The 22,119-nt window shown below is 49.6% G+C and carries 20 protein-coding genes, 15 tRNA genes and 2 rRNA genes (1 of these 37 only partly in view); 10 read left to right on the top strand and 27 right to left on the bottom strand.

Translation table 11 applies throughout. The features are described 5' to 3' along the window. Nucleotides 1–251: 251 nt before the first annotated feature. Nucleotides 252–1,307, top strand: a complete 1,056-nt coding sequence (rsgA, locus tag B0X71_RS05085) for a ribosome small subunit-dependent GTPase A (protein ID WP_077588415.1) — start codon at nucleotides 252–254, stop codon at nucleotides 1,305–1,307. A 76-nt stretch (nucleotides 1,308–1,383) separates the two neighbouring features. Here the strand turns inward: rsgA and B0X71_RS05080 are convergent, their stop codons facing one another. Continuing rightward, entirely contained in the window at nucleotides 1,384–2,928 is a 1,545-nt protein-coding gene (locus B0X71_RS05080) for a carbon-nitrogen hydrolase family protein (RefSeq protein ID WP_077588414.1), read from the bottom strand. A 133-nt stretch (nucleotides 2,929–3,061) separates the two neighbouring features. Here B0X71_RS05080 and B0X71_RS05075 point away from each other — a divergent pair, with 133 nt between their 5' ends. From B0X71_RS05075 to B0X71_RS05065, 3 genes are read left to right on the top strand one after another with little or no spacing between them, the layout of a single operon-like run. After that, a complete protein-coding gene (locus B0X71_RS05075) occupies nucleotides 3,062–3,484 on the top strand; it encodes a disulfide oxidoreductase (protein WP_077588413.1) in 423 nt (140 codons plus the stop codon). 3 nt (nucleotides 3,485–3,487) lie between these two features. After that, entirely contained in the window at nucleotides 3,488–3,958 is a 471-nt protein-coding gene (locus B0X71_RS05070) for a thioredoxin family protein (protein ID WP_077588412.1), read from the top strand. A gap of 52 nt (nucleotides 3,959–4,010) precedes the next feature. Further along, nucleotides 4,011–4,847 (top strand): RluA family pseudouridine synthase, encoded by an 837-nt coding sequence (locus B0X71_RS05065; RefSeq protein WP_077588411.1) that lies wholly within the window; start codon nucleotides 4,011–4,013, stop codon nucleotides 4,845–4,847. Nucleotides 4,848–5,377: 530 nt separating this feature from the next. Here B0X71_RS05065 and B0X71_RS05055 read toward each other — a convergent pair. The 4 genes from B0X71_RS05055 to queG form a co-directional block, all read right to left on the bottom strand. Then, entirely contained in the window at nucleotides 5,378–6,208 is an 831-nt protein-coding gene (locus B0X71_RS05055) for an aldo/keto reductase (protein WP_077590900.1), read from the bottom strand. A 130-nt stretch (nucleotides 6,209–6,338) separates the two neighbouring features. Then, a complete protein-coding gene (locus B0X71_RS05050) occupies nucleotides 6,339–6,665 on the bottom strand; it encodes a hypothetical protein (protein WP_077588409.1) in 327 nt (108 codons plus the stop codon). A gap of 298 nt (nucleotides 6,666–6,963) precedes the next feature. Then, a complete protein-coding gene (gene trmL / locus B0X71_RS05045; protein ID WP_077588408.1) occupies nucleotides 6,964–7,437 on the bottom strand; it encodes a tRNA (uridine(34)/cytosine(34)/5-carboxymethylaminomethyluridine(34)-2'-O)-methyltransferase TrmL in 474 nt (157 codons plus the stop codon). A gap of 10 nt (nucleotides 7,438–7,447) precedes the next feature. Continuing rightward, on the bottom strand, nucleotides 7,448–8,593 hold the full coding sequence (gene queG / locus B0X71_RS05040; protein ID WP_077588407.1) for a tRNA epoxyqueuosine(34) reductase QueG: 1,146 nt from the start codon (nucleotides 8,591–8,593) through the stop codon (nucleotides 7,448–7,450). A 66-nt stretch (nucleotides 8,594–8,659) separates the two neighbouring features. On the opposite strand from queG, the gene B0X71_RS05035 reads away from it, so the two are divergent. The 3 genes from B0X71_RS05035 to B0X71_RS05025 all read left to right on the top strand — a co-directional run bounded on the left by B0X71_RS05035 (nucleotide 8,660) and on the right by B0X71_RS05025 (nucleotide 11,528). Further along, nucleotides 8,660–9,328 (top strand): B3/B4 domain-containing protein, encoded by a 669-nt coding sequence (locus B0X71_RS05035; RefSeq protein WP_077588406.1) that lies wholly within the window; start codon nucleotides 8,660–8,662, stop codon nucleotides 9,326–9,328. A gap of 158 nt (nucleotides 9,329–9,486) precedes the next feature. Continuing rightward, complete coding sequence (locus tag B0X71_RS05030; RefSeq protein WP_198038688.1) at nucleotides 9,487–10,395, top strand: alpha/beta hydrolase fold domain-containing protein; 909 nt, start codon at nucleotides 9,487–9,489, stop codon at nucleotides 10,393–10,395. A gap of 83 nt (nucleotides 10,396–10,478) precedes the next feature. Further along, nucleotides 10,479–11,528: a C45 family autoproteolytic acyltransferase/hydrolase gene (locus B0X71_RS05025; protein ID WP_077588404.1), complete on the top strand. Its 1,050-nt coding sequence runs from the start codon at nucleotides 10,479–10,481 to the stop codon at nucleotides 11,526–11,528. Nucleotides 11,529–11,762: 234 nt separating this feature from the next. Here the strand turns inward: B0X71_RS05025 and B0X71_RS05020 are convergent, their stop codons facing one another. After that, the gene (locus B0X71_RS05020; protein WP_077588403.1) at nucleotides 11,763–12,827 is read right to left on the bottom strand and encodes a C45 family autoproteolytic acyltransferase/hydrolase; all 1,065 of its coding nucleotides are present in this window, start codon (nucleotides 12,825–12,827) and stop codon (nucleotides 11,763–11,765) included. 112 nt (nucleotides 12,828–12,939) lie between these two features. On the opposite strand from B0X71_RS05020, the gene B0X71_RS05015 reads away from it, so the two are divergent. Further along, the gene (locus B0X71_RS05015; RefSeq protein WP_077588402.1) at nucleotides 12,940–13,299 is read left to right on the top strand and encodes a cupin domain-containing protein; all 360 of its coding nucleotides are present in this window, start codon (nucleotides 12,940–12,942) and stop codon (nucleotides 13,297–13,299) included. 51 nt (nucleotides 13,300–13,350) lie between these two features. Here the strand turns inward: B0X71_RS05015 and B0X71_RS05010 are convergent, their stop codons facing one another. Then, a complete protein-coding gene (locus B0X71_RS05010; RefSeq protein ID WP_077588401.1) occupies nucleotides 13,351–14,847 on the bottom strand; it encodes an MDR family MFS transporter in 1,497 nt (498 codons plus the stop codon). Between the two features lie 23 nt (nucleotides 14,848–14,870). Then, nucleotides 14,871–14,993, bottom strand: coding sequence for a hypothetical protein (locus B0X71_RS21535; protein WP_269750100.1), 123 nt, complete (start codon nucleotides 14,991–14,993; stop codon nucleotides 14,871–14,873). 118 nt (nucleotides 14,994–15,111) lie between these two features. On the opposite strand from B0X71_RS21535, the gene B0X71_RS05005 reads away from it, so the two are divergent. Continuing rightward, nucleotides 15,112–16,062, top strand: coding sequence for an AAA family ATPase (locus tag B0X71_RS05005; RefSeq protein WP_077588400.1), 951 nt, complete (start codon nucleotides 15,112–15,114; stop codon nucleotides 16,060–16,062). Nucleotides 16,063–16,295: 233 nt separating this feature from the next. Here B0X71_RS05005 and B0X71_RS05000 read toward each other — a convergent pair whose 3' ends face one another. Both B0X71_RS05000 and B0X71_RS04995 read right to left on the bottom strand, forming a co-directional pair. Next, entirely contained in the window at nucleotides 16,296–16,862 is a 567-nt protein-coding gene (locus B0X71_RS05000) for an NADPH-dependent FMN reductase (protein ID WP_077588399.1), read from the bottom strand. Nucleotides 16,863–16,874: 12 nt separating this feature from the next. Then, a complete protein-coding gene (locus B0X71_RS04995) occupies nucleotides 16,875–17,933 on the bottom strand; it encodes an LLM class flavin-dependent oxidoreductase (protein ID WP_077588398.1) in 1,059 nt (352 codons plus the stop codon). Nucleotides 17,934–18,085: 152 nt separating this feature from the next. Here B0X71_RS04995 and B0X71_RS04990 point away from each other — a divergent pair, with 152 nt between their 5' ends. After that, the gene (locus B0X71_RS04990) at nucleotides 18,086–18,439 is read left to right on the top strand and encodes a winged helix-turn-helix transcriptional regulator (protein ID WP_077588397.1); all 354 of its coding nucleotides are present in this window, start codon (nucleotides 18,086–18,088) and stop codon (nucleotides 18,437–18,439) included. A gap of 248 nt (nucleotides 18,440–18,687) precedes the next feature. On the opposite strand, the gene B0X71_RS04985 is transcribed toward B0X71_RS04990, so the two are convergent. From B0X71_RS04985 to B0X71_RS04905, 17 genes are all read right to left on the bottom strand, one after another. Further along, nucleotides 18,688–18,769 (bottom strand) — tRNA-Leu (locus B0X71_RS04985). A 6-nt stretch (nucleotides 18,770–18,775) separates the two neighbouring features. Next, a tRNA-Cys gene (locus tag B0X71_RS04980) sits at nucleotides 18,776–18,850 on the bottom strand. Between the two features lie 16 nt (nucleotides 18,851–18,866). Beyond that, nucleotides 18,867–18,938, bottom strand: a tRNA-Gly gene (locus tag B0X71_RS04975). Nucleotides 18,939–18,946: 8 nt separating this feature from the next. After that, nucleotides 18,947–19,018 (bottom strand) — tRNA-Gln (locus B0X71_RS04970). 11 nt (nucleotides 19,019–19,029) lie between these two features. Further along, nucleotides 19,030–19,105: transfer RNA gene (locus tag B0X71_RS04965), tRNA-His, on the bottom strand. Between the two features lie 52 nt (nucleotides 19,106–19,157). After that, nucleotides 19,158–19,233: transfer RNA gene (locus tag B0X71_RS04960), tRNA-His, on the bottom strand. A 30-nt stretch (nucleotides 19,234–19,263) separates the two neighbouring features. Beyond that, nucleotides 19,264–19,337 (bottom strand) — tRNA-Trp (locus B0X71_RS04955). A gap of 5 nt (nucleotides 19,338–19,342) precedes the next feature. Next, nucleotides 19,343–19,426 (bottom strand) — tRNA-Tyr (locus B0X71_RS04950). A gap of 8 nt (nucleotides 19,427–19,434) precedes the next feature. After that, nucleotides 19,435–19,510, bottom strand: a tRNA-Thr gene (locus B0X71_RS04945). Nucleotides 19,511–19,516: 6 nt separating this feature from the next. After that, a tRNA-Phe gene (locus B0X71_RS04940) sits at nucleotides 19,517–19,592 on the bottom strand. A gap of 22 nt (nucleotides 19,593–19,614) precedes the next feature. After that, nucleotides 19,615–19,690: transfer RNA gene (locus B0X71_RS04935), tRNA-Asp, on the bottom strand. A gap of 3 nt (nucleotides 19,691–19,693) precedes the next feature. Next, nucleotides 19,694–19,770: transfer RNA gene (locus B0X71_RS04930), tRNA-Met, on the bottom strand. Between the two features lie 50 nt (nucleotides 19,771–19,820). Continuing rightward, nucleotides 19,821–19,895: transfer RNA gene (locus B0X71_RS04925), tRNA-Glu, on the bottom strand. 29 nt (nucleotides 19,896–19,924) lie between these two features. Beyond that, a tRNA-Ser gene (locus B0X71_RS04920) sits at nucleotides 19,925–20,015 on the bottom strand. 6 nt (nucleotides 20,016–20,021) lie between these two features. Continuing rightward, nucleotides 20,022–20,096 (bottom strand) — tRNA-Asn (locus B0X71_RS04915). An 8-nt stretch (nucleotides 20,097–20,104) separates the two neighbouring features. Continuing rightward, nucleotides 20,105–20,220, bottom strand: a 5S ribosomal RNA gene (gene rrf / locus B0X71_RS04910). A 246-nt stretch (nucleotides 20,221–20,466) separates the two neighbouring features. Next, a 23S ribosomal RNA gene (locus B0X71_RS04905) occupies nucleotides 20,467–22,119 on the bottom strand; it runs 1,281 nt beyond the window's last position.

Here is a 22,119-nt window from a genome sequence, read left to right as displayed (position 1 = left end):
CTGCACACCGTACAGTATGTTTGATTTATCTTAAGAAGAAAGAGGTGGGGAATTATGGCTATTGCATCAGTGGTTAATTGTGCAGTTGTTCAGAACAAGACGCAAATCCAGCACATGCTATTCCCTGCCGTGTATCGTTTCTGATACGCTTCTTCTCTATGCGAAGAATACCGGTTGACTGAGGAAAACCCATGGACTGCGATTTGTGCAGCCATGGGTTTTTCACATTCAGTTAACAGGAGGAAATCACATTGAATCGAATTGAACAATATGGCTGGACAGACAACCATTTACCCCAAATTTCAGCACCCGGGCAGCCGGGGCGGATTTTACTTGAACATAAGCATTTGTACCGGGTCGTCACCAATGACGGCGAATGGCTCTGTTCGGTATCCGGCAAGTACCGGCACGGGCGGACACGTGAGGAGTTTCCAGCAGTCGGCGACTGGGTGATGGCGGAACAGATGCCAGGCGAAGAACGGGGAATCATCCATGCCGTGCTGCCGCGAAAATCTCAGTTTTCACGTAAAATTGCAGGCGAAACAACAGAAATCCAATTAATCGTGGTCAATGTGGATTATGTATTTCTCGTCATGTCCTTGAATCACGATTTCAGTCTTCGCCGGCTGGAACGGTATTTGCTGGCTGCATGGGATTCCGGAGCGAATCCGGTCGTTGTCCTGACGAAAAAAGACCAGTGTCCGGATCCCACACCTTACATTCAGGAAGTTGAGACCGTGGCATTCGGCGTGCCTGTACACACAGTCAGCAGCATTACCGGTGAAGGAATCGCTTCCTTGCAGGAACTGCTTTCCGCAGGTAAAACAGGTGCCTTGCTGGGTTCTTCAGGTGTTGGAAAGTCATCATTGATCAATGCACTTTCCGGCAATGAGGCCATGGCCGTACAGGACATCCGGACAGATGACAGTAAAGGCCGACATACGACTACCCACCGGGAACTGATTCTTCTGCCCGATGGCGGCCTGCTGATCGATACGCCCGGCATGCGGGAATTTCAGCTATGGGACAGTTCAGGCGGCGTAAGCGCCGGGTTTTCAGACATTGAAAATTTGGCGGAGATGTGCCGCTTTCGGAATTGCGGCCACACGAATGAACCAGGCTGTGCAATTCAGGAAGCATTGACTGACGGCACATTATCCCTTGACCGGTACCTAAGCTACGTGAAATTACAGCGGGAACTTGCCCATCTCGAACGTAAGAACGATGCTGCTGCTCAAAAAGCCGAACGGAATAAATGGAAGCAAATCACAAAAGATAATCGGAAACGTCCGGTGAAAAAGCGTTGAACCACGTCGTGCAGATTATGATCTGCACGATTTTTTTATACAAAAAACCGCCTCTATAAAAGAAGCGGCTTACTGCTCAGTCTTTCATATACTCAATGCGGTAAACGTCATGACGGCGGTCACGCAATTGCTTGACAGTGCCTGCCTGACGCTGGCGCCGGAGGATTTCCAGGTCCACATCGCCGATCAGCACCATCTCAAGATTCGGATTTGTTTCCCCGACGATACCGTCACGGGCAAATTCAAAATCGGATGGAGCGAAGATGCCGGACTGGGCATACTGAATATCCATGTTTTCCGTCTGTGGCAGGTTCCCGACCGTGCCGGAAATTACGGTATAAATCTGATTTTCCACAGCCCGGGCCTGCGAGCAATAACGAACACGCAAATAGCCTTGGCGGTCTTCTGTACAGAATGGTGTGAAGATGATATTTGCCCCCATGTCTGTCGCAATGCGCGCCAGTTCAGGGAATTCGATATCATAGCAAATCTGGATGGCGATCTTACCACAGTCTGTATCAAAGACACGAACCGAATCACCGGCAGAAATCCCCCACCATTTGCGTTCATTTGGCGTAATGTGGATTTTATATTGCTTCTCGATTGACCCATCCCGGCGGAACAGGTATGCGATGTTGTAAATTTCGTCATTTTCTTCCTTCACAAAATGGGAACCGCCAATGATATTCACGTTATAGCGGACAGCAAGATCTGTGAACATCTCGATATACTGCTCAGTGAAGTCCGTCACTTTCCTTACGGCAAGACCCGGTGATGGTTCATTGAGGAACGACATGAGCTGGGTCGTGAAAATCTCCGGAAATACGGCAAAGTCGGAATGTGCATCCGATGCCACATCCACGAAATACTCACATTGGTTAGCCAGTTCCTCGAAGGAGGAAATTGCCCGCATCTGATACTGGACAACACAGATCCGCACGGGCAGGCTCGTCTTGAAATGACGTTTTGAAACCGGGCGGTAATCGACATTATTCCATTCCATCAATGTCGCGTACGTTCCACTCTGCAGATCGTCTTCCAAATAATTCGGATTGATGCGCATGAGCTGGAATCCGCTCATAAGCTGAAACGTCAGCACTGGATCATAGATTTTATGGCGGGATACGGCATCGACATATTCACGCGGTGACATCTCATCCGCATGTTTATGGTAATTCGGAATGCGGCCCCCGATGATGATAGATTTCAGGTTCATCTCGCGTGCCAGCTCTTTTCTTGCCTCGTACAGACGCTGGCCGACTTTCATCCCGCGGTATTCAGGGTTTACCATCACTTCAATCCCATACAGATTATATCCATCGGGATTATGATTTGTTATATATCCTTCATCCGTTACATCGTCCCACGAATGACGGTCATCGTACTCGTCGAAATTTATAATGAGGCTCGAGCAGGAACCAATGACTTCTCCATCCAGTTCCGCAACCAGTTGCCCTTCTGGGAAGACATCAATATGACTCCTCAGCTGCTCTTCTTTCCACGGAACCATGCCGGGAAAACAGTGCTTCTGCATTTCGAGAATGGCAGGCACATCTATCAATGTCATCTCGCGGATGATCATGCTTACTTCAAATTCGGATAAATCAAACTGTTCAGCCATCAAAGCACCCCTTTACAAAAAGATCACGCTTCATTATAGCGGAATTTGACCTGCGAATAAAATTATTTTACTTGCAGACACTGCGGAGACTATAATTTAGAATGGATTGATTTGCTGAAACGGAGGAAGACAGATGACGAAGCACCAGGAAAATGCCCTCTTATTAATGTGGGCAGCTGCACTTGTGGCCACTGCGGGATCACTTTATTTTTCGGAAGTCCGCGATTATTTACCGTGTGAACTGTGCTGGTATCAGCGTATACTGATGTATCCGCTCGTAATTGTGTTGGGGGTAGCCTATATTCAAAAAAACCCGCGAATTGCACTGACAGCGCTGATCATGTCTGTGGCTGGAGGCGGTATTTCCCTGTATCATTACGGCATTCAGAAAGTTGCCTTCCTGCAGGATTCCGCCAGCTTCTGCGGTCAGGTGCCGTGTACCGGCCAGTATATCAACTGGTTTGGATTCATCACCATCCCGTTTCTTGCATTTATTGCGTTTAGCATTATTGCTGGTGCCAGTATTTATGTGCTGAAGACACTGAAGGAGGACTAATTCATGAAAAAACTGCTTATTATCGGTGCTGTGGTGGTAGCCATATTCGTACTGTTGATATTTTTGAATAATGCAGCAAATGAAGAAAAACTTGCAGGTAATCCGTACGGAACCGATGACCTGAAACAGGAAACCATCGACCAGCTGGACGATGAAAACTACCAGAACATCATCTTGCCGGATGAACTGGATGAAAAAATCGCAAGCGGTGAACCGACAACGGTTTATTATTTCAGTCCGACTTGTCCGCATTGCCAGGAAACCACACCGATCCTCATGCCGGTCGCTGAAGAAATGGATGTTGAAGTTGACCAGTACAATCTCTGGGAATTTGAACAAGGTTGGGATGAATATGCGATTCAAGGAACACCGACCTTAGTCCATTATGAAAACGGCGAAGAAGTTGCGCGCTGGGAAGGTTCCCAGCCGGAAGGAAACATCCGCCGGTTCTTTGACGAAATCGTACTGAATTAAACCGGAATGGATCATGTGCATGGCGCATGATCCGTTTTTTAGGAGTGATTACATGAAATGGACTTATACGATTCAGACAGAGGGATTAACCGTCGAGCAATTGCTTCGGGATGAGTGGCGGCTCAGCAAAAAACAAGTACATGAACTCCGCATGGCAAAAGGAATCCTGGATGCGGACGAAACACCGATCCGCTGGAACGAACCCCTTGCTGCCGGGACACCGGTGGTCATCCAATTGGCTGATACTGTCTCTCCCCATGTTCCGGAACCCAATCCTGATGTATCGATTGTATTTGAAGACGATCATTTACTCATTGCCTGTAAACCGAAAGGCATGCCGACGCATCCGAATGACCCTGGACAATCCGGCACATTGCTGAATGGTGTCCTTGGATACGTCCATGCTCATGGCGGAACTTATGCCGAGCACGTGCACCGGCTTGATCAAGGTACATCCGGCCTGGTGCTGTTCGCCAAACACCCGGTTGTCAAAAATGCACTGGACCGGATGCTCGAAGACAGACAAATCACCCGGGAGTACCTGGCAGAAGTTGAAGGGAATATCCAAAAGAATGGCGGAACAATCACAGCCCCTATTGGCCGGGACCGTCACCATCCGACCCGGCGCCACATTTCACCTTCCGGCCAGCCCGCCATTACGCATTACAGCGTGACAGCGCGCCGCAAGGGAACAACTGAACTACGGCTGACGCTTGATACGGGCAGAACGCATCAGATTCGGGTTCATCTTGCCTCCATCGGCCATCCGATTACCGGTGATGAACTGTATGGCGGAGCCGCCGATTCAGCCGGAACCTACAAGCTCCATGCGTTCCGAATGACATTTATCCATCCTTTCACAGGCAAAAAACTCACTGCACAAAATTAAGGGGCTGTCCCAAAAGCCCTTAGGTTTGTCTTGCTTAGATGGTCTTCCATTACTGCACGACTTCTGCCGCTGCTGTTCGCTGGCTTCCGCCGTGTTCCGTGCCAGGCCAGTTGAAGGAGACAATCAGACAGAATGCATAAAGGCGGGAAGAGGGTTTCAGTCCTCTTCCCGCCATTTTTAATTTTTCCGTTGCTGATCCCGTTCGCTGAATCAAAGAGATGTGTGCGTTCCTGATCTGCCGCTGTTTTTTAAGCCGGGGTGAATAGGAAACCGGCGACTCCGGCGGAAGAACGGATGGCTGAGACCCTCACCGCGAAGCATGAGCGGCGGTGGCTCGGACGTCCGTCCTGGCAGCTGGCAACGCGACGTTCTGTCGCGCCAGCTGCATGAACCACTTCCTGTGGTCCCGAAAGCGTCCGGTTTTCCCATCCCGGATCGGGAGGTGCCGTCAACGAATCTTTTGACCTTTTCGGACAACCCCTTTGCTTATCCTGCAACTGCATCTTCACCGAGCTTCTTTTACTAAGAGGTCAAAAAGCAAAATTATCCGGATCGGCACCTGTCCGCGCGTCACGGTTCAGACTGTCGATTGTCACCATGTCATGAAGGGATAATTCAAAATCAAAAACATCGGCATTTTCTTCGATCCGGGACGGTGTCACGGACTTCGGAATGACAATCAAATCATTCTGCAGATGCCACCGAATGATGATTTGAGCCGCTGACTTGCCGTATTTTTCAGCGATGTGACGCAATGTCGGTTCTTCCAGCAGTCTTCCTCTTGCAAGCGGTGACCACGAAGTCACTGCGATATCATGCTCCTTACAGAACGCACGCACATCTTCCTGTGTCAGCTGCGGGCTGAGCTCAATCTGACTCACCATCGGTTTTACATTCGCAGTTGCAAAAATCCGTTCCAAATGATGCGACTGGTGATTTGACACACCTGTCGCGCGAATCAGCTTTTCCTCATACAGCCTTTCGATCGCCCGATATGTATCCGGATACTTTCCTTCAACTGCCCAGTGCGTCAAGTACAAGTCCAGGTAATCGAACCCAAGGTTTTCCAGGGTCGTTTCGAATGCCCGGAGTGTATTATCGTAACCCTGATCACTGTTCCATACTTTCGATGTAATAAAAACTTCTTCCCTCTTAATGCCGGATGCACGAACCGCTTCGCCGACTTCTCGTTCATTCTCATACAATGAAGCCGTATCGATTGCCCGGTAGCCAGTCTTAAGGGCATGGGTCATTGCCTGGATCGCTTCTTCCCGGTCCGTCATTTTGTAGACCCCCAGACCGAATCGTGGCATTTCCACACCGTTGGACAGTGTTTTCATTGAATCAATAGATAAGTTCATCGCCTTCATCCTTTCTTCTTCTTTATTGTACGAATCCGGAACAAAAAATTCGACTCATCAGCTTTTCACAGTCCCATGAATCAGGGATGTCCGAATTGAACACCTCGGACATCCCTGATGATTGCCATCATTATAACTGATCTTTTGTCATAGTCCGCCGCTCTGTATTCTTGCCGGCAGCAATGGCACTCATAATCAGAACAACCGCTGTAATCCAATGCATAATCATTCCAATAACCGGAATGACTGCGATCAGACTTGTGATCAGTCCAAGAATCGGACCGATTTTCGGTGCGCGTTCCCGAATGCAGAAAAACAGGGTGATTGCATGAAGTACAAACATAATGCCAAGTGCAGTCCATCCGGTGCTTAACACATAAGCGCCTCCAAAAAACGGAATGCCGAGCAATGCTTCGAATATACCGGTCAGCCATAAAAGGGCAATTGCAGTTCGCATATTCCTGCCTCCTTTTCTTTTCCTTTACTATATAAGAATACGGGGAAAGATGCCATGCATCCGCCACAGTCTTATCAGTTGTTTTGTTTATTTTTCTCCTTGCCTGCGCTATACTGAACTGTAGACTCAACATTACAAGGAGGCCATCGCTTATGAATACAGTTCTTGTGGTCGGTGTAATCGTCGCATTCCTTTCCGCCATCCTGACTGCTGGCTATGACGATAAACAAGGAACTGAAGAAGACCGGTAATACTGAAACCGGCACCCGTGCGCTGAATCGCACGGGTGCCGGTTTTTTTATGTCAGTCCCGGGTATCCCTGCTGGCGGAACGCTTCATAGATTAGAATGGCCGCCGTATTCGATAAATTCAGTGACCGGATATTGCCGTTCATCGGGATGCGGAGCGCCCGGTCAGGATTTGCTTCCCGAATTTCAGCCGGGAGTCCTTTTGTTTCCTGGCCAAAGACGAAGAAATGGTCTTTCTTCTGACTGGAGTAATCATAAGTGGTATGCGGCTTGGAGCCGAACTTGGTTAAATAATAAAACTCGCCGTCAGGGAACCGGTCGAACAATTCCTGCAGGGAATCATAGTAAGTGATGTCCACGTGTTCCCAATAATCGAGTCCGGCCCGTTTTAGCATCTTATCGTCTGTTGAAAACCCGAGCGGCCGGATGAGATGCAATTTTGCGCCCGTTCCTGCACATGTCCGGGCGATATTTCCTGTGTTTGCCGGGATGAGCGGCTGATACAGCACAACATGAATAGCCAATGATCTTCACTTATCCTTTCAATTCTTCAGCGAAAAACGCCAAACCTTTTCTGATTTCCTCGAGTGCTTCCGCATCCGTCTCCCGCTGTTCCGCCTGTTTCAGCGCCTCAAGTCCCTCTGCTGTTCCGATCTTACCAAGCGCCCAGGCGGCGGTGCCGCGAATGACCGGACGCGGATCCCTTTCCATCACGCCGATCAGTGCCGGTACTGCACTTTGTTCTTTGAAATGCGCCAGTGCAAGAATTGCGTTGCGCTGAATCGGTTTTTTGCCGCGCCAAGCACCGGATACATGCCCGAAACGATCCTTGAATTCCCGGTTCGACAAGTTCAGGAGCGGTTCGAGCAGCGGCTTGGCGATTTCCGGATCCGGTTCGAACTCCTCGTGGATCCGGTTCGCTTTCCCTTTATTCTTCGGGCAGACGGTCTGGCATGTATCACAGCCATACAGCCGATTCCCGATTTTCGCCCGGAACTCATCCGGCAGCGATCCTTTCGTCTGGGTCAGGAACGCAATGCAGCGCTGGGCATTCAATTGCCCGCCTTCAATGAGTGCACCTGTCGGACATACATCCAAACACAGCCGGCAGTCGCCGCACTGGTCTTCCATTGGTTCATCTTCCCGGAACGGCAAATTGGTGATCATTTCCCCCAAATACACATAAGAACCAAACTCCGGCGTAATGACCGCACAGTTTTTTGCACTCCAGCCAATTCCGGCCCGTTCCGCTACTGCCCTGTCTGACAGCTCGCCTGTGTCCACCATGGAACGCATCCGCGCATCCGGGTAATGGGCGGCGATAAAAGCTTCCAGCAACCGCAGCCGCTCTCTGAGCGCTGTATGGTAATCAATGCCCCATGAAGCCCGGGCAAAGATTCCGCGCCGCGCTCCTTTCTTCCCTGTTGGAGCATTTTCCATTTTGGATGGGTACGCGATGGCGATGGAAATAATGCTGACAGCTTCATCGAGCAGCAGTTTCGGCTGTGTCCGTTTTTCGATATCCGGCTCCTCAAAGCCTGACTGATAATTCAATTCCTGCTGCCGGATGAGCCGGTGTTTTAAACTAAAGAAAGGGGCAGCATTCGTGAATCCGATTTTATCAATTCCAATCTCATGCGCGTATGCCACTAGCTTGTCCTGGAACTCGTCGAGATTCATTGCGCTCACCTCCTGTAAAAATATGATAATATAGCGTTACTTATACATGAAAGGAAGCTGATTGATGTGAACATCGCAATTGCTCCCGAATTGCATGAAACTCTCCCTGATTTCAAAGCGGGCATAATTCAGTACGACCATATCACCGTTTCCGATTCACCGCAAATGCTGAAAGGCCGGCTCCGGCTGTTTCAGGAACAATTATTTTTCGACTTGAGTGACAAGAAAGTGACCGATTACCCGGCAATCCGGGAATGGCGCTCTGTATTTAAAGCTTTGGGCGCTGATCCGAATCGCTATCGGCCGTCCGCTGAAGCGCTGTATCGGCGGATCGCCAAACAGAACTACTTGGATCCCATCCATTCCGCTGTTGACATGAATACGTTTTTATCGCTTCAATATGGCATACCGCTCGGGCTGTACGACGCCGATAAAATCCAAGGTAACGTGCTGCTGACAACCGGCACAGCAGCTGATACATACGAAGGCCTCAATAACCGGCCGAATACACTCGCCGGGATACCAATTACAAAAGATCAGGCCGGCGCTTTCGGCAGCCCGTTCGTTGATTCGAAACGGACCGCTGTGACAGAAGAAACTGTCCGTGCGCTTCATGTGTTTTATCTGCAGCCTTCCATGGACTCCAGGCAAGCCCTGCAGCTCTTGAATGCAGCGGGCGGCATGTTCACCCAAATCCATGGTGGAGAATTCGAAGTGCAGCTCGCGGAGGCATGAGCTGAAACAGCATGCCTGACGCACAATAAACGTGTTATTCTTTTTCCAACTACCTATTATAATGGTTTTTCTGCCGGTTTGAAAGAAATGCAGTTTACTGTTCTTTGGCTTAAGCCACTCACCTGATAAGTATGGATAAAACGAGGAGTAATGATAATATGGCACGAAGCTTAAAAAGCAGAGTCGTTGAACGAATCATCAAGAAACGCGGCACGAAAGAGCAAATTGCAGATCCTGAAAAGTTCAAAGACTATTTAAGACAGAAACAGCTGGATAACAGCAAACGTTACGTGATGCCCGAAGAGATCCGGAAAGAATATGGATTTGTTGAGCAGCACCGAAATGGCATGGATTGCTATGTGCTCACCCGAAATAAGGGTCGCATCAGACAAAAACAAATTTTATACTTGCATGGCGGGGGCTATTTTAATCAGCCGCTCCATGAGCATTGGCGGTTTCTATACCAACTCGCCGGTCAAATGGATGTCACTATTACCGTCCCGATTTATCCGAAAGCGCCCCATCATCGGTACACCGAAGCATTCAACAGGGTGCTGCCCCTGTATTTAGAGATGCGCAGCCGGACTGCCGCCCAAGATATGGTAGTGATGGGCGATTCAGCCGGCGGCGGTTTTTCGCTAGCGCTTGCTCAGCTCCTGCTGCAGGAAAATCTACCGCAGCCCGGCAATATCATCCTCCTGTCGCCATGGCTCGATTTGTCCATGAATTCGCCACTGATCCCGAAACTGGAACCAAAAGATCCAATGCTGGCAGCCTATGGCATGCGGGAGATGGGCCGGATCTGGGCAGGGCGTGAAGACGTCAGTCACTTCCTGTTAAGCCCGCTCCGAGGCCCGTTGCAGGGACTCGGGAGGATTTCCGTATTCGTCGGCACCCGGGAAATCCTGCTGGCTGACGCCCGGGCCTTGAAAAAGAGAGCGGACCGGCTGCAAGTGCCGATCAATTATTTCGAATACGACAAGATGAACCACGTCTTCCCGGTCTATCCGATTCCGGAAGCAAAACAAGCTTTGCGGCAAATTGCCGCTCTCATCCAAAACAGCTGAGACGCTATGATGAGCATTTTTATTTTCATTGGCTGGGGAATGCTGTAAACTCTTGTTACTTTCAATTTAAAGAAGGAATGCAGATGGGAAGAGTATATAGTGATGTCGTTCAGTTTCGGGGAAGCCATTATGATTTCGGCTATAAACAAGGGGTATTGTTGAAGGATTCAGTTATCCTGCCAAATCGAAAAAAGCAGTGGGACGCTTCCCGCGCCCGCAACTTTATGACAAATGAACAAGAAGCACTCAAACTTTTAAAACAATTAGCGCCTAAAATTCTGGAGGAGATCCAGGGGCTGGCGGATGCACTCAACTGGAATAGGACAGATGCTCTCCGCGAGTTTGGCGGTTATTATATCGAATACACCCGCAGTGGATGCTCCATCCTGACGGGGCTCGATTATATGGTCCGCAATTATGACAGCACACCGATTGGCTACGAAGGCAGATTCGCATTTTATCAGCCGACAGACGGCGGCTATGCGACTGCCGGACCGACCATGCAGATTACCGGACGCATGGACGGCATAAACGAAAAAGGGCTCGTCATGGGCTATAACTTCATCAATCGGCGCAATTCCGGTGACGGGTTCATCTGTAACATGATTGGACGGATGATTCTTGAAAACTGTGCCACCATTGATGAAGCGGTTGCCTTGCTCCGGGAAATTCCGCATCGCCGGTCGTTCAGTTATGTGCTGCTTGACCGCTCCGGTGAAACAGTCGTTGCAGAAACATCTCCCCGCATGGTAAAGATCCGCCGGTCAACCATTTCAACGAACCATTTTGAATTACTGACAAGCGAAAACCGGTACCGGACGGACGACTCACGGCGCCGACAGCAACTTATCCAGGAACGGCAGGCAGAAACAGCCGATGCATTCGATGCATTCCGCCTGCTGAATGATACACAGCGAGGTGTTTTCTCAAAAAAATACGGTGCGTCTGCCGGCACTCTCCATACTGCCGTGTATGCGCCTGACACCTTGCGGATCGGCTTTGCTTTAGGCGGAGACCGGCTGCCGCTCATGCTTGATTTTGGCCAATGGCTGGATGGAAAGCCCTTCAATATCAAACGGATCAATGGCGAAATCGAATCTGAGCTTGAATTTGTGAATAAGGAAACCATTTAAGCGGGTTGGATCCTTGCGTCCTTATTGTCTTATTAGGCATAAAACCTCGGCTAGCGCGCATAAATTGGGATTATAGAGCATAAACCGCTGGTTATAGCGCATAAGCCGCCGATTATAGCGCATAAATCAGGATTATAGCGCATAAGCCGCCAGTTATAGCGCATGAACCCGTAATACAACGCACAAAGAGGACGGAAACCGATTCCGTCCTCTTTTTCTGTATTCTTTTCACTTCTACCTGTTCGTCTGCCGGCTGCGCGCACGTCCGTCGATATTGGCGAATCCGATGTCCGTATCCACTTTACCTGTCAACCGCTGCACGTCCACATCTTCTCCCTGGAGCCAGCTGTCAAAATCGAACACTTCCGGTTCCCGGTCGCCGCCGAGGGCAAACCATGCTTCACGGGCCGCCGGAAAGTAAACAGATGTGTGGATCGTGCCTGCCCAGCTCTTATACAGCTTGGAAAACACACCTTTATCCGTGTCATTGAACAGCCGGTAAGCTTTTTCAGCTTCCCCCGTTTCTCCATTCCGGATCGCTTCCATCCGGGCATGCGAGTCCTTCAGGTAATTGCGATTTTCCTGCAGCTGAATCTCATAATGGTTCGTACAGACGCTTTCCTGTCGTACATCAACTGAGCGCGGACTGCCTTCGACAATGAAGCTCTCACCTGTGGCATCTGTCACAACATAGCTAAATGAGCCGCGATGCGGGATCTCCTTTAGTACCGCTACTGCTTCCTCTGCTGTTGCACATGTTTCAAGCAAGATCCGGCTGATGACATAACACACAAAACCGTCACCCGGGTTTTTTCGGTGGATGAAATTATGGCCGACCGCAAGCCCTTTTTCATTCAGCCCGTCCGTCCGGCCTGTAATCCGCGAACTTGGCCCGATGGATGCATAGCCGCCATCCGATGGCTGAAATAAGACGAAGCGGCCCTCGTATGTCTGCGGGTGGAAATCGTAATTCCTTATCATGAAGTCGGTGCCCGTAAAAATCGAACAACCGCTTGGCACAAGTTCTGTCCGGTAGCCGCCAAAGTTCAGCAAAATTTCCTCCAATGGCAGTTCCAAACTGTCCCTTAGTCCCAGCAATTCATCCCAGATGCCTGGTGCGAACTTGCTGAACATCCCGTATGCTTCCTGCTCATTTATCGCAAATCGCGGCCGCTTCGCTTTCCATTGGCCGCGCCGGTTTTCCAATGTAATCGTGCCCCGCAGCAGTTCTCCCTGCCGGAGCCCAAATTCGTAATGACTCCCACGGAACTGCAGGATGTCGCTGTGTATTTCTTTCATCTCGTCCTCCTGTTCCGGATTCCATCAATCCTTCTGTATGGCCACTTACTAATCATACCAGTATTTTTTCGTTATAATAAAAAAGAATGACTCAACAGAAGGAGGAAATTGCTTGGAAAAAGTAAATATTCAGGATAAATTCTCATTGTTCACTGATCATTGGAGTCCGAAAATTGGCGGTTCAATAAACGACATGCACGTGAAATTCACCAAGCTGAAAGGGGAATTCGTCTGGCATCAGCACGAGGAGGAAGACGAAATGTTCCTGGTTATTAAAGGGTCCCTCCTCATGCAGCTGCGCGACAAAGACATCACAATCAATGAAGGCGAATTTCTAATCGTTCCGAAAGGAGTCGAACACCGGCCGGTCGCTGAAGAAGAAGCACATGTACTGCTGTTCGAACCAAATACAACATTAAACACCGGCACTGAAGTAAATGAGCGGACGGTATCTAACCTGGAATCGATTTAACCGCCGCCATTAAAAAGACGCTGTCCCTCTAAAACAGGACAGCGTCTTCTATCATGACTGAACTGGGCGTTCTTCTGTACGTGCAGCTGTTTCTCCAGCTTTCTGTTCTTGCCATGATGGATTCTCTTTCAGGAACAGCGTCAGGATCAACCCAGCGACAGTCAAGGCAGAAGCAGCCAAAAACGCCAGATTATAACCGCTGATCAATGCTTGATTGGTGACATACTGCTGAGCCTCCGCTTGCGACAGATCGGCAAGCGCTGCTGTATTCGGCTCATAGCGCGCGGATCCAATCGTCACGATGGTCACCAGCAGCGCAGTGCCGATCGATGCCGATACTTGCTGCATCGTATTGGCCATCGCTGTCCCGTGGGAATTCCATTTCTGTGGCAGCTGATTTAAGCCGTTGGTCATCATTGGCATCATGATCAGTGACAGTCCGAACATCCGTATTGCGTACACAATTGTCAGGAATGTGAAAGAGGTATCCAACGTCAGGTTGGAAAACAGATACGTCGTAACGCTGACGATCAGCAGCCCGGGAATTGCCAGCACCTTCGCGCCCACCTTATCGAACAAAATTCCGGTAATCGGCGACATGATGCCCATAACGATAGCCCCCGGCAGCAGCATTAGTCCCGATTCAAGCGGTGTAAAACCGCGGGTAATCTGCATATAAAGCGGCAGCAACGTCTCTGCACCGATCAGCGAAATGAGGACGATCATCGTAACGATGAGTGAGATGGAAAAAATGCTGTTATTGAATACCCGGAACTCAAGCATCGGCACTTTTAACCGCAATTGCCGGATGATGAACAGCGTCAGGATAATGGTGCCACCGATGATGCAGCTAATCACAAACGCGCTGTCCCATCCTTTTTCGCCTGCACTGCTGAATCCATACAGCAGCCCGCCAAAACCGAAAGAAGACAGTAAAATCGATAACACATCAATTTTCGGATACGTCAGTTTCGTTACATTTTTCACGAAGAACACGGCGCCGATCAATGTCAAAAGAGCGATTGGAACAACAACATAGAACAAGGACCGCCAGGAATAGCTATCCAGCAGCCAGCCTGACAAGGTTGGCCCGATCGCCGGCGCAAATGAAATAACAATACCGGCCATTCCCATAGCGGCACCTCTTTTTTCAATCGGAAAAATCGTCAGCAGAACCGTCATCATCAATGGCAGCATAATGCCGGATCCGGTTGCCTGAATGATTCTTGCAGCTAGCAGCAGCGGAAAACTGTGGGAGACTGCTGCAACCATTGTGCCAAGGGCGAACACAGAAATGGCGTACAGAAACAGTTTTCGAGTAGTGAATCGTTCAATCAAAAATGCGGAAATTGGAATCATGATTCCGTTCGTCAGCAGGAATGCAGTTGTCAGCCACTGGACTTTATTTTGAGTGATTCCAAAATCCGCCATAATACTCGGCAATGCTGTCGCCAGCAGTGTTTCATTCAATAGAGAGAAAAACGCGCCAAGCAGCAGGACAGCCACCATTGGCCCTTTTTTAAAATTAGTTAAATCAACTTCGGACATAATGCTTAACCTCTTTCAAGTATTTATTGTCTTACAGCAACACATCTGTTTTTCAGTGTTTCTTCTTCATTGATCTGTTTCGATGAATCGCCCACTTTTTCCATAAAGCCAGGAACCACTCCATAAGCTTTTCTTCCAGATTCCATGGAATAGCCTTCAGCTGCCTGCCTCTGACACAGGTTTTCCTGATTGGATAGCCGGGAAGTCAATAGGAGTAGGTTACCGGCTTGTATATAAAATGTCAAATTTAACAAGGAGCAACTGATGACAAACCTGCAAATGCTTATTGGTTTGCCGGGAAGCGGCAAGTCAACTTACGCCGAAAATTTCCTGGCTTCTAACTCCGGATGGCTTCATATATCTTCAGACCGAATTGCCCGCAGCCGGTTTGGTGCAGATGAAGAAATCGACTACCGGGAGGTTTTCGAGGAAATGTACCAGCAGACAGCTGCCGCATTGGCCGCTGGTCACCACGTATTATATGATGCTACGAATTTAGCTTCCACACGAAGACGCAGTTTCCTGAATCGAATCGGCCGGCCGAATGCTGAAGCTGTCGTCCTGCGAACATCTTACAGCCTGCTAAAGGAGCGGAATCGAAACCGGGATAGCCGCGAACGGGTACCTGACCATGTTCTTGAGCGATACATTCGGGCATTCCAATTTCCGCGGTTTAACGAAGGCTTTACGAATGCAAGGATTATCAGCAGCAAAGAACCGGTCAGTAATGCCCATGCGATTAAGTCCATTGCCGTGAACAGCGATGCCACGTTCGAATCCATTGCGGAATTGTATAGCAAGTTGCTTGAAACACAAGCTATGCACAATTGGCGGCATAGAGAGCCGAATGCAGCTGCTTCAGTCATTCAGCACCTATTTGAAGTTTATAAAAAAGTGCAAAGCCTCACCATCGAACCTGAAGAAAAGGAATTGCTTTCATGGTTCGCTCTCCTTCATGACATCGGCAAGGCTTCTATTCGGAAAAACCGGCCTTTTGGTGAAGACAATTTCCATGGTCATGAACACGTCAGTGCTTATCTGGCATACCAGGTGCTGCTTTCACTGAACTTCTCTCCCGCATTTATCTATGATGTCACACTGCTGATTGACGAACATGAAGAAGCAAAGAAGATGAAACAAGGAAAACTTAAACGGCGGCTCGGGGAACGGAATCATGAACGAATGCAAATCTTATTGGACTTAATCGGGGCATGATGAAAAGGAGCCGGATAACAAATTCCTTACTCCTAAACAAGAGCGAATGCGATAATACTTACCCATCGGACTTCCATTGCCACTTGACTGCCATTGATGACTCTACAATTAACTCCTGGTCCTCCGCCTTTTTCACCATCTCACCTGTTTAGCAGGAACTCCTTTAAAAGCGATTTAACCCACTTACAAAAAACTCCTGACAGGTACCAGAAGGCCTGCCAGGAGCTTATTGATCAAAAATCATATTCTGCTTCTTTTGCTTCCCGGATGCTCTGATACGTCTCTGTCAGGACAACTGTATCTTCAACCATCCGCTCAAGCCGGAACAAAACATCATCATTAATGATTTTCTTGCGGTGGAAATCCTCTTCTTCGATGAATACATAAGTTTGCACGATTTGTGCTTTCATATAGCCCAGAATCGGTTTCAGCTGCTGCTCCGCAATCAGAAAATGCTTGGCAGATCCTGCAGTCACGACCATGCTGACCACTTTATCCCGCAGTGCGTCCACCGGAAGAAGATCGAAAATGTTCTTAAGTGTCGCAGGAATGGAAGCCTGAAAAATCGGTGTTCCAATAATGATGGCATCCGCTTCCATAATGGCACGGGTCACATAGCCGGTATCCCCTTCATATTCCAGGTAATTGCGTCCGTCGCTGAATTGAACATCATACTCTGCCAGATCGATCAATTCTGCTTCAATCTCCGGATACTTTTCCTCTAAAGCCTGCATCGTATAATTCATAGCGGTTCTTGTCTTGGATCCGACAATAGAGCCTGATAATCCGACGATTTTCACGTTTATCTCCTCCTACTTCTTCGCTGTGTACTTACGGATGGCCGGCAGAATCTCGGTGCCAATCAACTCGATATTTTTAACGAGGCGGTCGTATGGTACACCGCCGAAATCGATTTGCGCAATATACCGCTGGTGACCGAACTCCTCATGTTGATAAAGAATTTTTTCGATGATTTGCTGCGGGCTGCCAATGTTCATCACATTATGCGGATCAACCCCCTGGGCGAATTGCTGCTTCGGAAATCCTTGTCCGTTCGTCCGTTTCATTCCTTCATTGATGTGCGGATACATGTCCCTGAGCGCCTGCTGGGACGTTTCAGCAGCGTGGAAGAACCCCGCTGTTGCGACTGGAAGTTCTGCCGGATCGAATCCGCTTTCTCTCGCTGCATCCCGATACGAATCGATTGTTCGTTTGAAAATCGATACCGGTCCGCCGAGATGTGCCATAAACATCGGAACGCCTGCATACCCTGCCTTCCGGGCGCTTGCAGGCGTTCCGCCGACTGCCCGCCAAATCGGCAATGACCCATTCACCGGCCGGGGCAGCACTTTTGCATTTCTCAATGGCGGCCGGAATTCCCCGCTCCAATTGACGACTTCTTCTTCGTTTATTTTTAATAAAAGCTCGAACTTTTCCTCAAACAATTCCTCATAATTCCGAATATCATAGCCGAGCAAATCAAAGAGGCCGACGCGCGAAGCACGTCCCGCGATGATTTCCATCCGCCCTTCGGACAGCAGATCCACTGTCGCGAAGTTTTCGTAAACGCGTACCGGATCCGATGTGCTGATAATCGTCGAAGAACTTCCAAGTCTGATCTGTTTTGTCGCCTGCGCAATGGCTGACAGTACAACTGCATGGGCCTGTGTCACGAAAAACTCCTGATGGCTTTCACCCACACTGAAAAAATCAAGACCGGCCTCATCAGCCAGCTTGGCATATTCCACGATTTCACGGAGCCGCTGTCCCTCAGAGATCCGTTCGCCGGTATGCGGATCGGGCAAATGGTCCCCGAGTGTGTAAATTCCGAATTCAAGTCCTTTTTCCGGATTGATTCCATATTTCTGCATTCTGTTCAGCCCTTCCCTTGCTTAAAGTTAATACGCACACTTTTCACTTTCCTGTTTACCCCAACAGCGCTATTATAGTCTGTAGCCGCACAAAACGTAAGTACGCACATAAAAGTGACATAGTATACAAAAAGATACCTAGGAGGCACAACATGAACAGAACCCCTGAAAACTGCCATGTAGAAGATGCACTGAGTATTCTGGTCGGCAAATGGAAGCCAATTATCTTACTTCGCCTTATGCAGGAAGGCACGAAACGATTCAGCGAGCTTAAACAAAGCATGCCGGGTATCACCCAAAAAATGCTGACGAAACAATTGCGGGAATTAGAAGAAGAAGATATCATCAACCGGACAGTCTACCCGCAAGTCCCGCCTAAAGTCGAGTATTCCATCACTGAATATGGCATGAGCCTTCAGCCTATTCTCGAAGCAATGCATGAATGGGGAACACAACACCTTATTCACAAACAGGAAAAATTAACTGATGCAAAAGACATCTCCTAATTTAGATTGCCTCCCTGCATCTCGCTGCAAAGCCAGTAAAGTTGCTTCATGCTAAAATGCCATTGCCTGCTCGGCAATTAGATAACAGAAATGAGCTTGAAATGTCCCACATGTATAGTAACCGGATAGATTGCAGACTGCTTGTTTTACCTAGCATACCATCTTGCAAAAGCATTAGTGAAATGAGAAAAAGCCAGAGCTTTAGTTTCCTAAAGCTCTGGCTTTTTCTATCAATCGACCATTTGTAATACCGGCGGTCGGGGTCGAACCGACACTCCCGAAGGAACACGATTTTGAGTCGTGCGCGTCTGCCAATTCCGCCACGCCGGCATGTTTTGGAGGCGGCAACCGGATTCGAACCGGTGGATAAGGGTGTTGCAGACCCATGCCTTACCACTTGGCTATGCCGCCATTATCTTAAGGGAAAAGCGGAAGACGGGGGTCGAACCCGCGACCTCCACCTTGGCAAGGTGGCGTTCTACCACTGAACTACTTCCGCAAATCAAGCTGGGGCACTAGGATTCGAACCTAGGCATCACGAGACCAAAACCCGTTGCCTTACCGCTTGGCTATGCCCCAATAGGAAAAAATGGGGCGACCGATGGGAATTGAACCCACGAGTGCCGGAACCACAATCCGGTGCGTTAACCACTTCGCCACGATCGCCACTATTTTAATTACTGAAGTTATTTAATAGAGAGGAAAAACCTAACTAAGATGGGGCGACCGATGGGAATTGAACCCACGAGTGCCGGAACCACAATCCGGTGCGTTAACCACTTCGCCACGATCGCCATATTGGAATTATTGATTAAATAAAAAAATGGCAGGGGCAGTAGGAATCGAACCCACATCGGAGGTTTTGGAGACCTCTGTTCTACCGTTAAACTATGCCCCTATGACTGGTGGAGGGGGGCAGATTCGAACTGCCGAACCCGAAGGAGCGGATTTACAGTCCGCCGCGTTTAGCCACTTCGCTACCCCTCCATTGATGCTGGTGCCGGAGAAAGGAATTGAACCCTCAACCTACTGATTACAAGTCAGTTGCTCTACCAATTGAGCTACTCCGGCGGATAATGGTGGCTCAGGACAGAATCGAACTGCCGACACAAGGATTTTCAGTCCTTTGCTCTACCGACTGAGCTACTGAGCCACGCTATTAATAAAAGAAAAAATGGCGGTCCTGACGGGAATCGAACCCGCGATCTCCTGCGTGACAGGCAGGCATGTTAACCGCTACACCACAGGACCGTTTGGTTGCGGGGGCAGGATTTGAACCTGCGACCTTTGGGTTATGAGCCCAACGAGCTACCGAACTGCTCCACCCCGCGATAATATTAATAGTGATATGTTGCGTCACTGATGTTGATAAGAATAAAAATGGTGACCCCTACGGGATTCGAACCCGTGTTACCGCCGTGAAAGGGCGGTGTCTTAACCGCTTGACCAAGGGGCCTTTCATAATATATGGAAAGTTTTATATACTGGCGGAGAGCAAGGGATTTGAACCCTTGATACGCGGTTAGCGTATACACGATTTCCAATCGTGCTCCTTCGGCCACTCGGACAGCTCTCCATAGTATGGCTCCGAAGGTAGGATTCGAACCTACGACCAACCGGTTAACAGCCGGTTGCTCTACCACTGAGCTACTTCGGAATGATATTGCCCAGCGACGTCCTACTCTCACAGGGGGAAGCCCCCAACTACCATCGGCGCAAGAGAGCTTAACTGCCGTGTTCGGGATGGGAACGGGTGTGGCCTCTCTGCCATCATCACTGGACTATTTGGTTTTGTTTTGAAAGACAAGATTTATTATATCAACTCTCACGAGTTTTACAAGCATTTTTTTAAAAGAAAGCCTGTTTTCTTGTTCCTTCAAAACTGGATAACCGACATTGAAATGCTGTGGTGTCTAGCTCGGTGGCCAGGCCCTCGGGTCGTAAGCCGTCCCATTCTGGAAATCAGGATTTCCGCCATGGGCCGTCTCTACGCCGGTCGGGCCTTGCGTGGCCACCTGCGCTTTTCTTTGGTTAAGTCCTCGATCGATTAGTATTCGTCAGCTCCACATGTCGCCATGCGTCCACCCCGAACCTATCCACCTCATCGTCTTTGAGGGATCTTACTTACGTAAACGTAATGGGAAATCTCATCTTGAGGGGGGCTTCATGCTTAGATGCTTTCAGCACTTATCCCGGCCACACATAGCTACCCAGCGATGCCTTTGGCAAGACAACTGGTACACCAGCGGTGTGTCCATCCCGGTCCTCTCGTACTAAGGACAGCGCCTCTCAAATTTCCTGCGCCCGCGACGGATAGGGACCGAACTGTCTCACGACGTTCTGAACCCAGCTCGCGTACCGCTTTAATGGGCGAACAGCCCAACCCTTGGGACCGACTACAGCCCCAGGATGCGATGAGCCGACATCGAGGTGCCAAACCTCCCCGTCGATGTGAACTCTTGGGGGAGATAAGCCTGTTATCCCCGGGGTAGCTTTTATCCGTTGAGCGATGGCCCTTCCATGCGGAACCACCGGATCACTAAGCCCGTCTTTCGACCCTGCTCGACGTGTCTGTCTCGCAGTCAAGCTCCCTTCTGCCTTTGCACTCTGCGAATGATTTCCAACCATTCTGAGGGAACCGTTGGGCGCCTCCGTTACTCTTTAGGAGGCGACCGCCCCAGTCAAACTGCCTGCCTGCCACTGTCTCCCCGGCCGATAAGGCCGGCGGGTTAGAAGTCCAATACAGCCAGGGTAGTATCCCACCATTGCCTCTGCGTAAGCTGGCGCTCACGCTTCTTCGGCTCCTACCTATCCTGTACAGGCTGTATCCAACTTCAATAGCAGGCTGCAGTAAAGCTCCACGGGGTCTTTCCGTCCTGTCGCGGGTAACCTGCATCTTCACAGGTACTATAATTTCACCGAGTCTCTCGTTGAGACAGTGCCCAGATCGTTACGCCTTTCGTGCGGGTCGGAACTTACCCGACAAGGAATTTCGCTACCTTAGGACCGTTATAGTTACGGCCGCCGTTTACTGGGGCTTCGGTTCGCACCTTCGCTTGCGCTAAGCGCTCCCCTTAACCTTCCAGCACCGGGCAGGCGTCAGCCCCTATACGTCACCTTACGGTTTTGCAGAGACCTGTGTTTTTGCTAAACAGTCGCCTGGGCCTATTCACTGCGGCTCTCTCGGGCTGTTCACCCAAAAGAGCACCCCTTCTCCCGAAGTTACGGGGTCATTTTGCCGAGTTCCTTAACGAGAGTTCTCTCGCACACCTTAGGATTCTCTCCTCGCCTACCTGTGTCGGTTTGCGGTACGGGCACCTCCCGCCTCGCTAGAGGCTTTTCTTGGCAGTGTGAAATCAGGGACTCCGGGGATATTTCCCCTCGCCATCACAGCCTGGTGGTTGTGGGAACGGGATTTGCCTCGTTCCCCACCTCACTGCTTGGACGTGCGCAACCAACGGCACGCTCACCCTATCCTCCTGCGTCCCCCCATTGCTCAAATGGCGGGGAGGTGGTACAGGAATATCAACCTGTTGTCCATCGTCTACGCCGTTCGGCCTCGACTTAGGTCCCGACTAACCCTGAGCGGACGAGCCTTCCTCAGGAAACCTTAGGCATTCGGTGGAAGGGATTCTCACCCTTCTTTCGCTACTCATACCGGCATTCTCACTTCTAAGCAC

Origin of the sequence: Planococcus lenghuensis, assembly GCF_001999905.1 — a bacterium.
Lineage (GTDB): Bacteria > Bacillota > Bacilli > Bacillales_A > Planococcaceae > Indiicoccus > Indiicoccus lenghuensis.
The sequence above is the reverse complement of the archived record's forward strand: the minus strand, read 5'-3'. Positions and strand labels throughout refer to the sequence as shown.

Excerpts from the sequence above, each read along its gene's own strand:
- B0X71_RS05080 (WP_077588414.1), bottom strand. The coding sequence starts at position 2,928 with ATGGCTGAACAGTTTGATTTATCCGAATTTGAAGTAAGCATGATCATC.
- B0X71_RS05075 (WP_077588413.1), top strand. The coding sequence starts at position 3,062 with ATGACGAAGCACCAGGAAAATGCCCTCTTATTAATGTGGGCAGCTGCA.
- B0X71_RS05070 (WP_077588412.1), top strand. The coding sequence starts at position 3,488 with ATGAAAAAACTGCTTATTATCGGTGCTGTGGTGGTAGCCATATTCGTA.
- B0X71_RS05065 (WP_077588411.1), top strand. The coding sequence starts at position 4,011 with ATGAAATGGACTTATACGATTCAGACAGAGGGATTAACCGTCGAGCAA.
- B0X71_RS05055 (WP_077590900.1), bottom strand. The coding sequence starts at position 6,208 with ATGAACTTATCTATTGATTCAATGAAAACACTGTCCAACGGTGTGGAA.
- B0X71_RS05050 (WP_077588409.1), bottom strand. The coding sequence starts at position 6,665 with ATGCGAACTGCAATTGCCCTTTTATGGCTGACCGGTATATTCGAAGCA.
- queG (WP_077588407.1), bottom strand. The coding sequence starts at position 8,593 with ATGAATCTCGACGAGTTCCAGGACAAGCTAGTGGCATACGCGCATGAG.
- B0X71_RS05030 (WP_198038688.1), top strand. The coding sequence starts at position 9,487 with ATGGCACGAAGCTTAAAAAGCAGAGTCGTTGAACGAATCATCAAGAAA.
- B0X71_RS05025 (WP_077588404.1), top strand. The coding sequence starts at position 10,479 with ATGGGAAGAGTATATAGTGATGTCGTTCAGTTTCGGGGAAGCCATTAT.
- B0X71_RS05020 (WP_077588403.1), bottom strand. The coding sequence starts at position 12,827 with ATGAAAGAAATACACAGCGACATCCTGCAGTTCCGTGGGAGTCATTAC.
- B0X71_RS05010 (WP_077588401.1), bottom strand. The coding sequence starts at position 14,847 with ATGTCCGAAGTTGATTTAACTAATTTTAAAAAAGGGCCAATGGTGGCT.
- B0X71_RS21535 (WP_269750100.1), bottom strand. The coding sequence starts at position 14,993 with ATGGAATCTGGAAGAAAAGCTTATGGAGTGGTTCCTGGCTTTATGGAA.
- B0X71_RS05005 (WP_077588400.1), top strand. The coding sequence starts at position 15,112 with ATGACAAACCTGCAAATGCTTATTGGTTTGCCGGGAAGCGGCAAGTCA.
- B0X71_RS04995 (WP_077588398.1), bottom strand. The coding sequence starts at position 17,933 with ATGCAGAAATATGGAATCAATCCGGAAAAAGGACTTGAATTCGGAATT.
- B0X71_RS04990 (WP_077588397.1), top strand. The coding sequence starts at position 18,086 with ATGAACAGAACCCCTGAAAACTGCCATGTAGAAGATGCACTGAGTATT.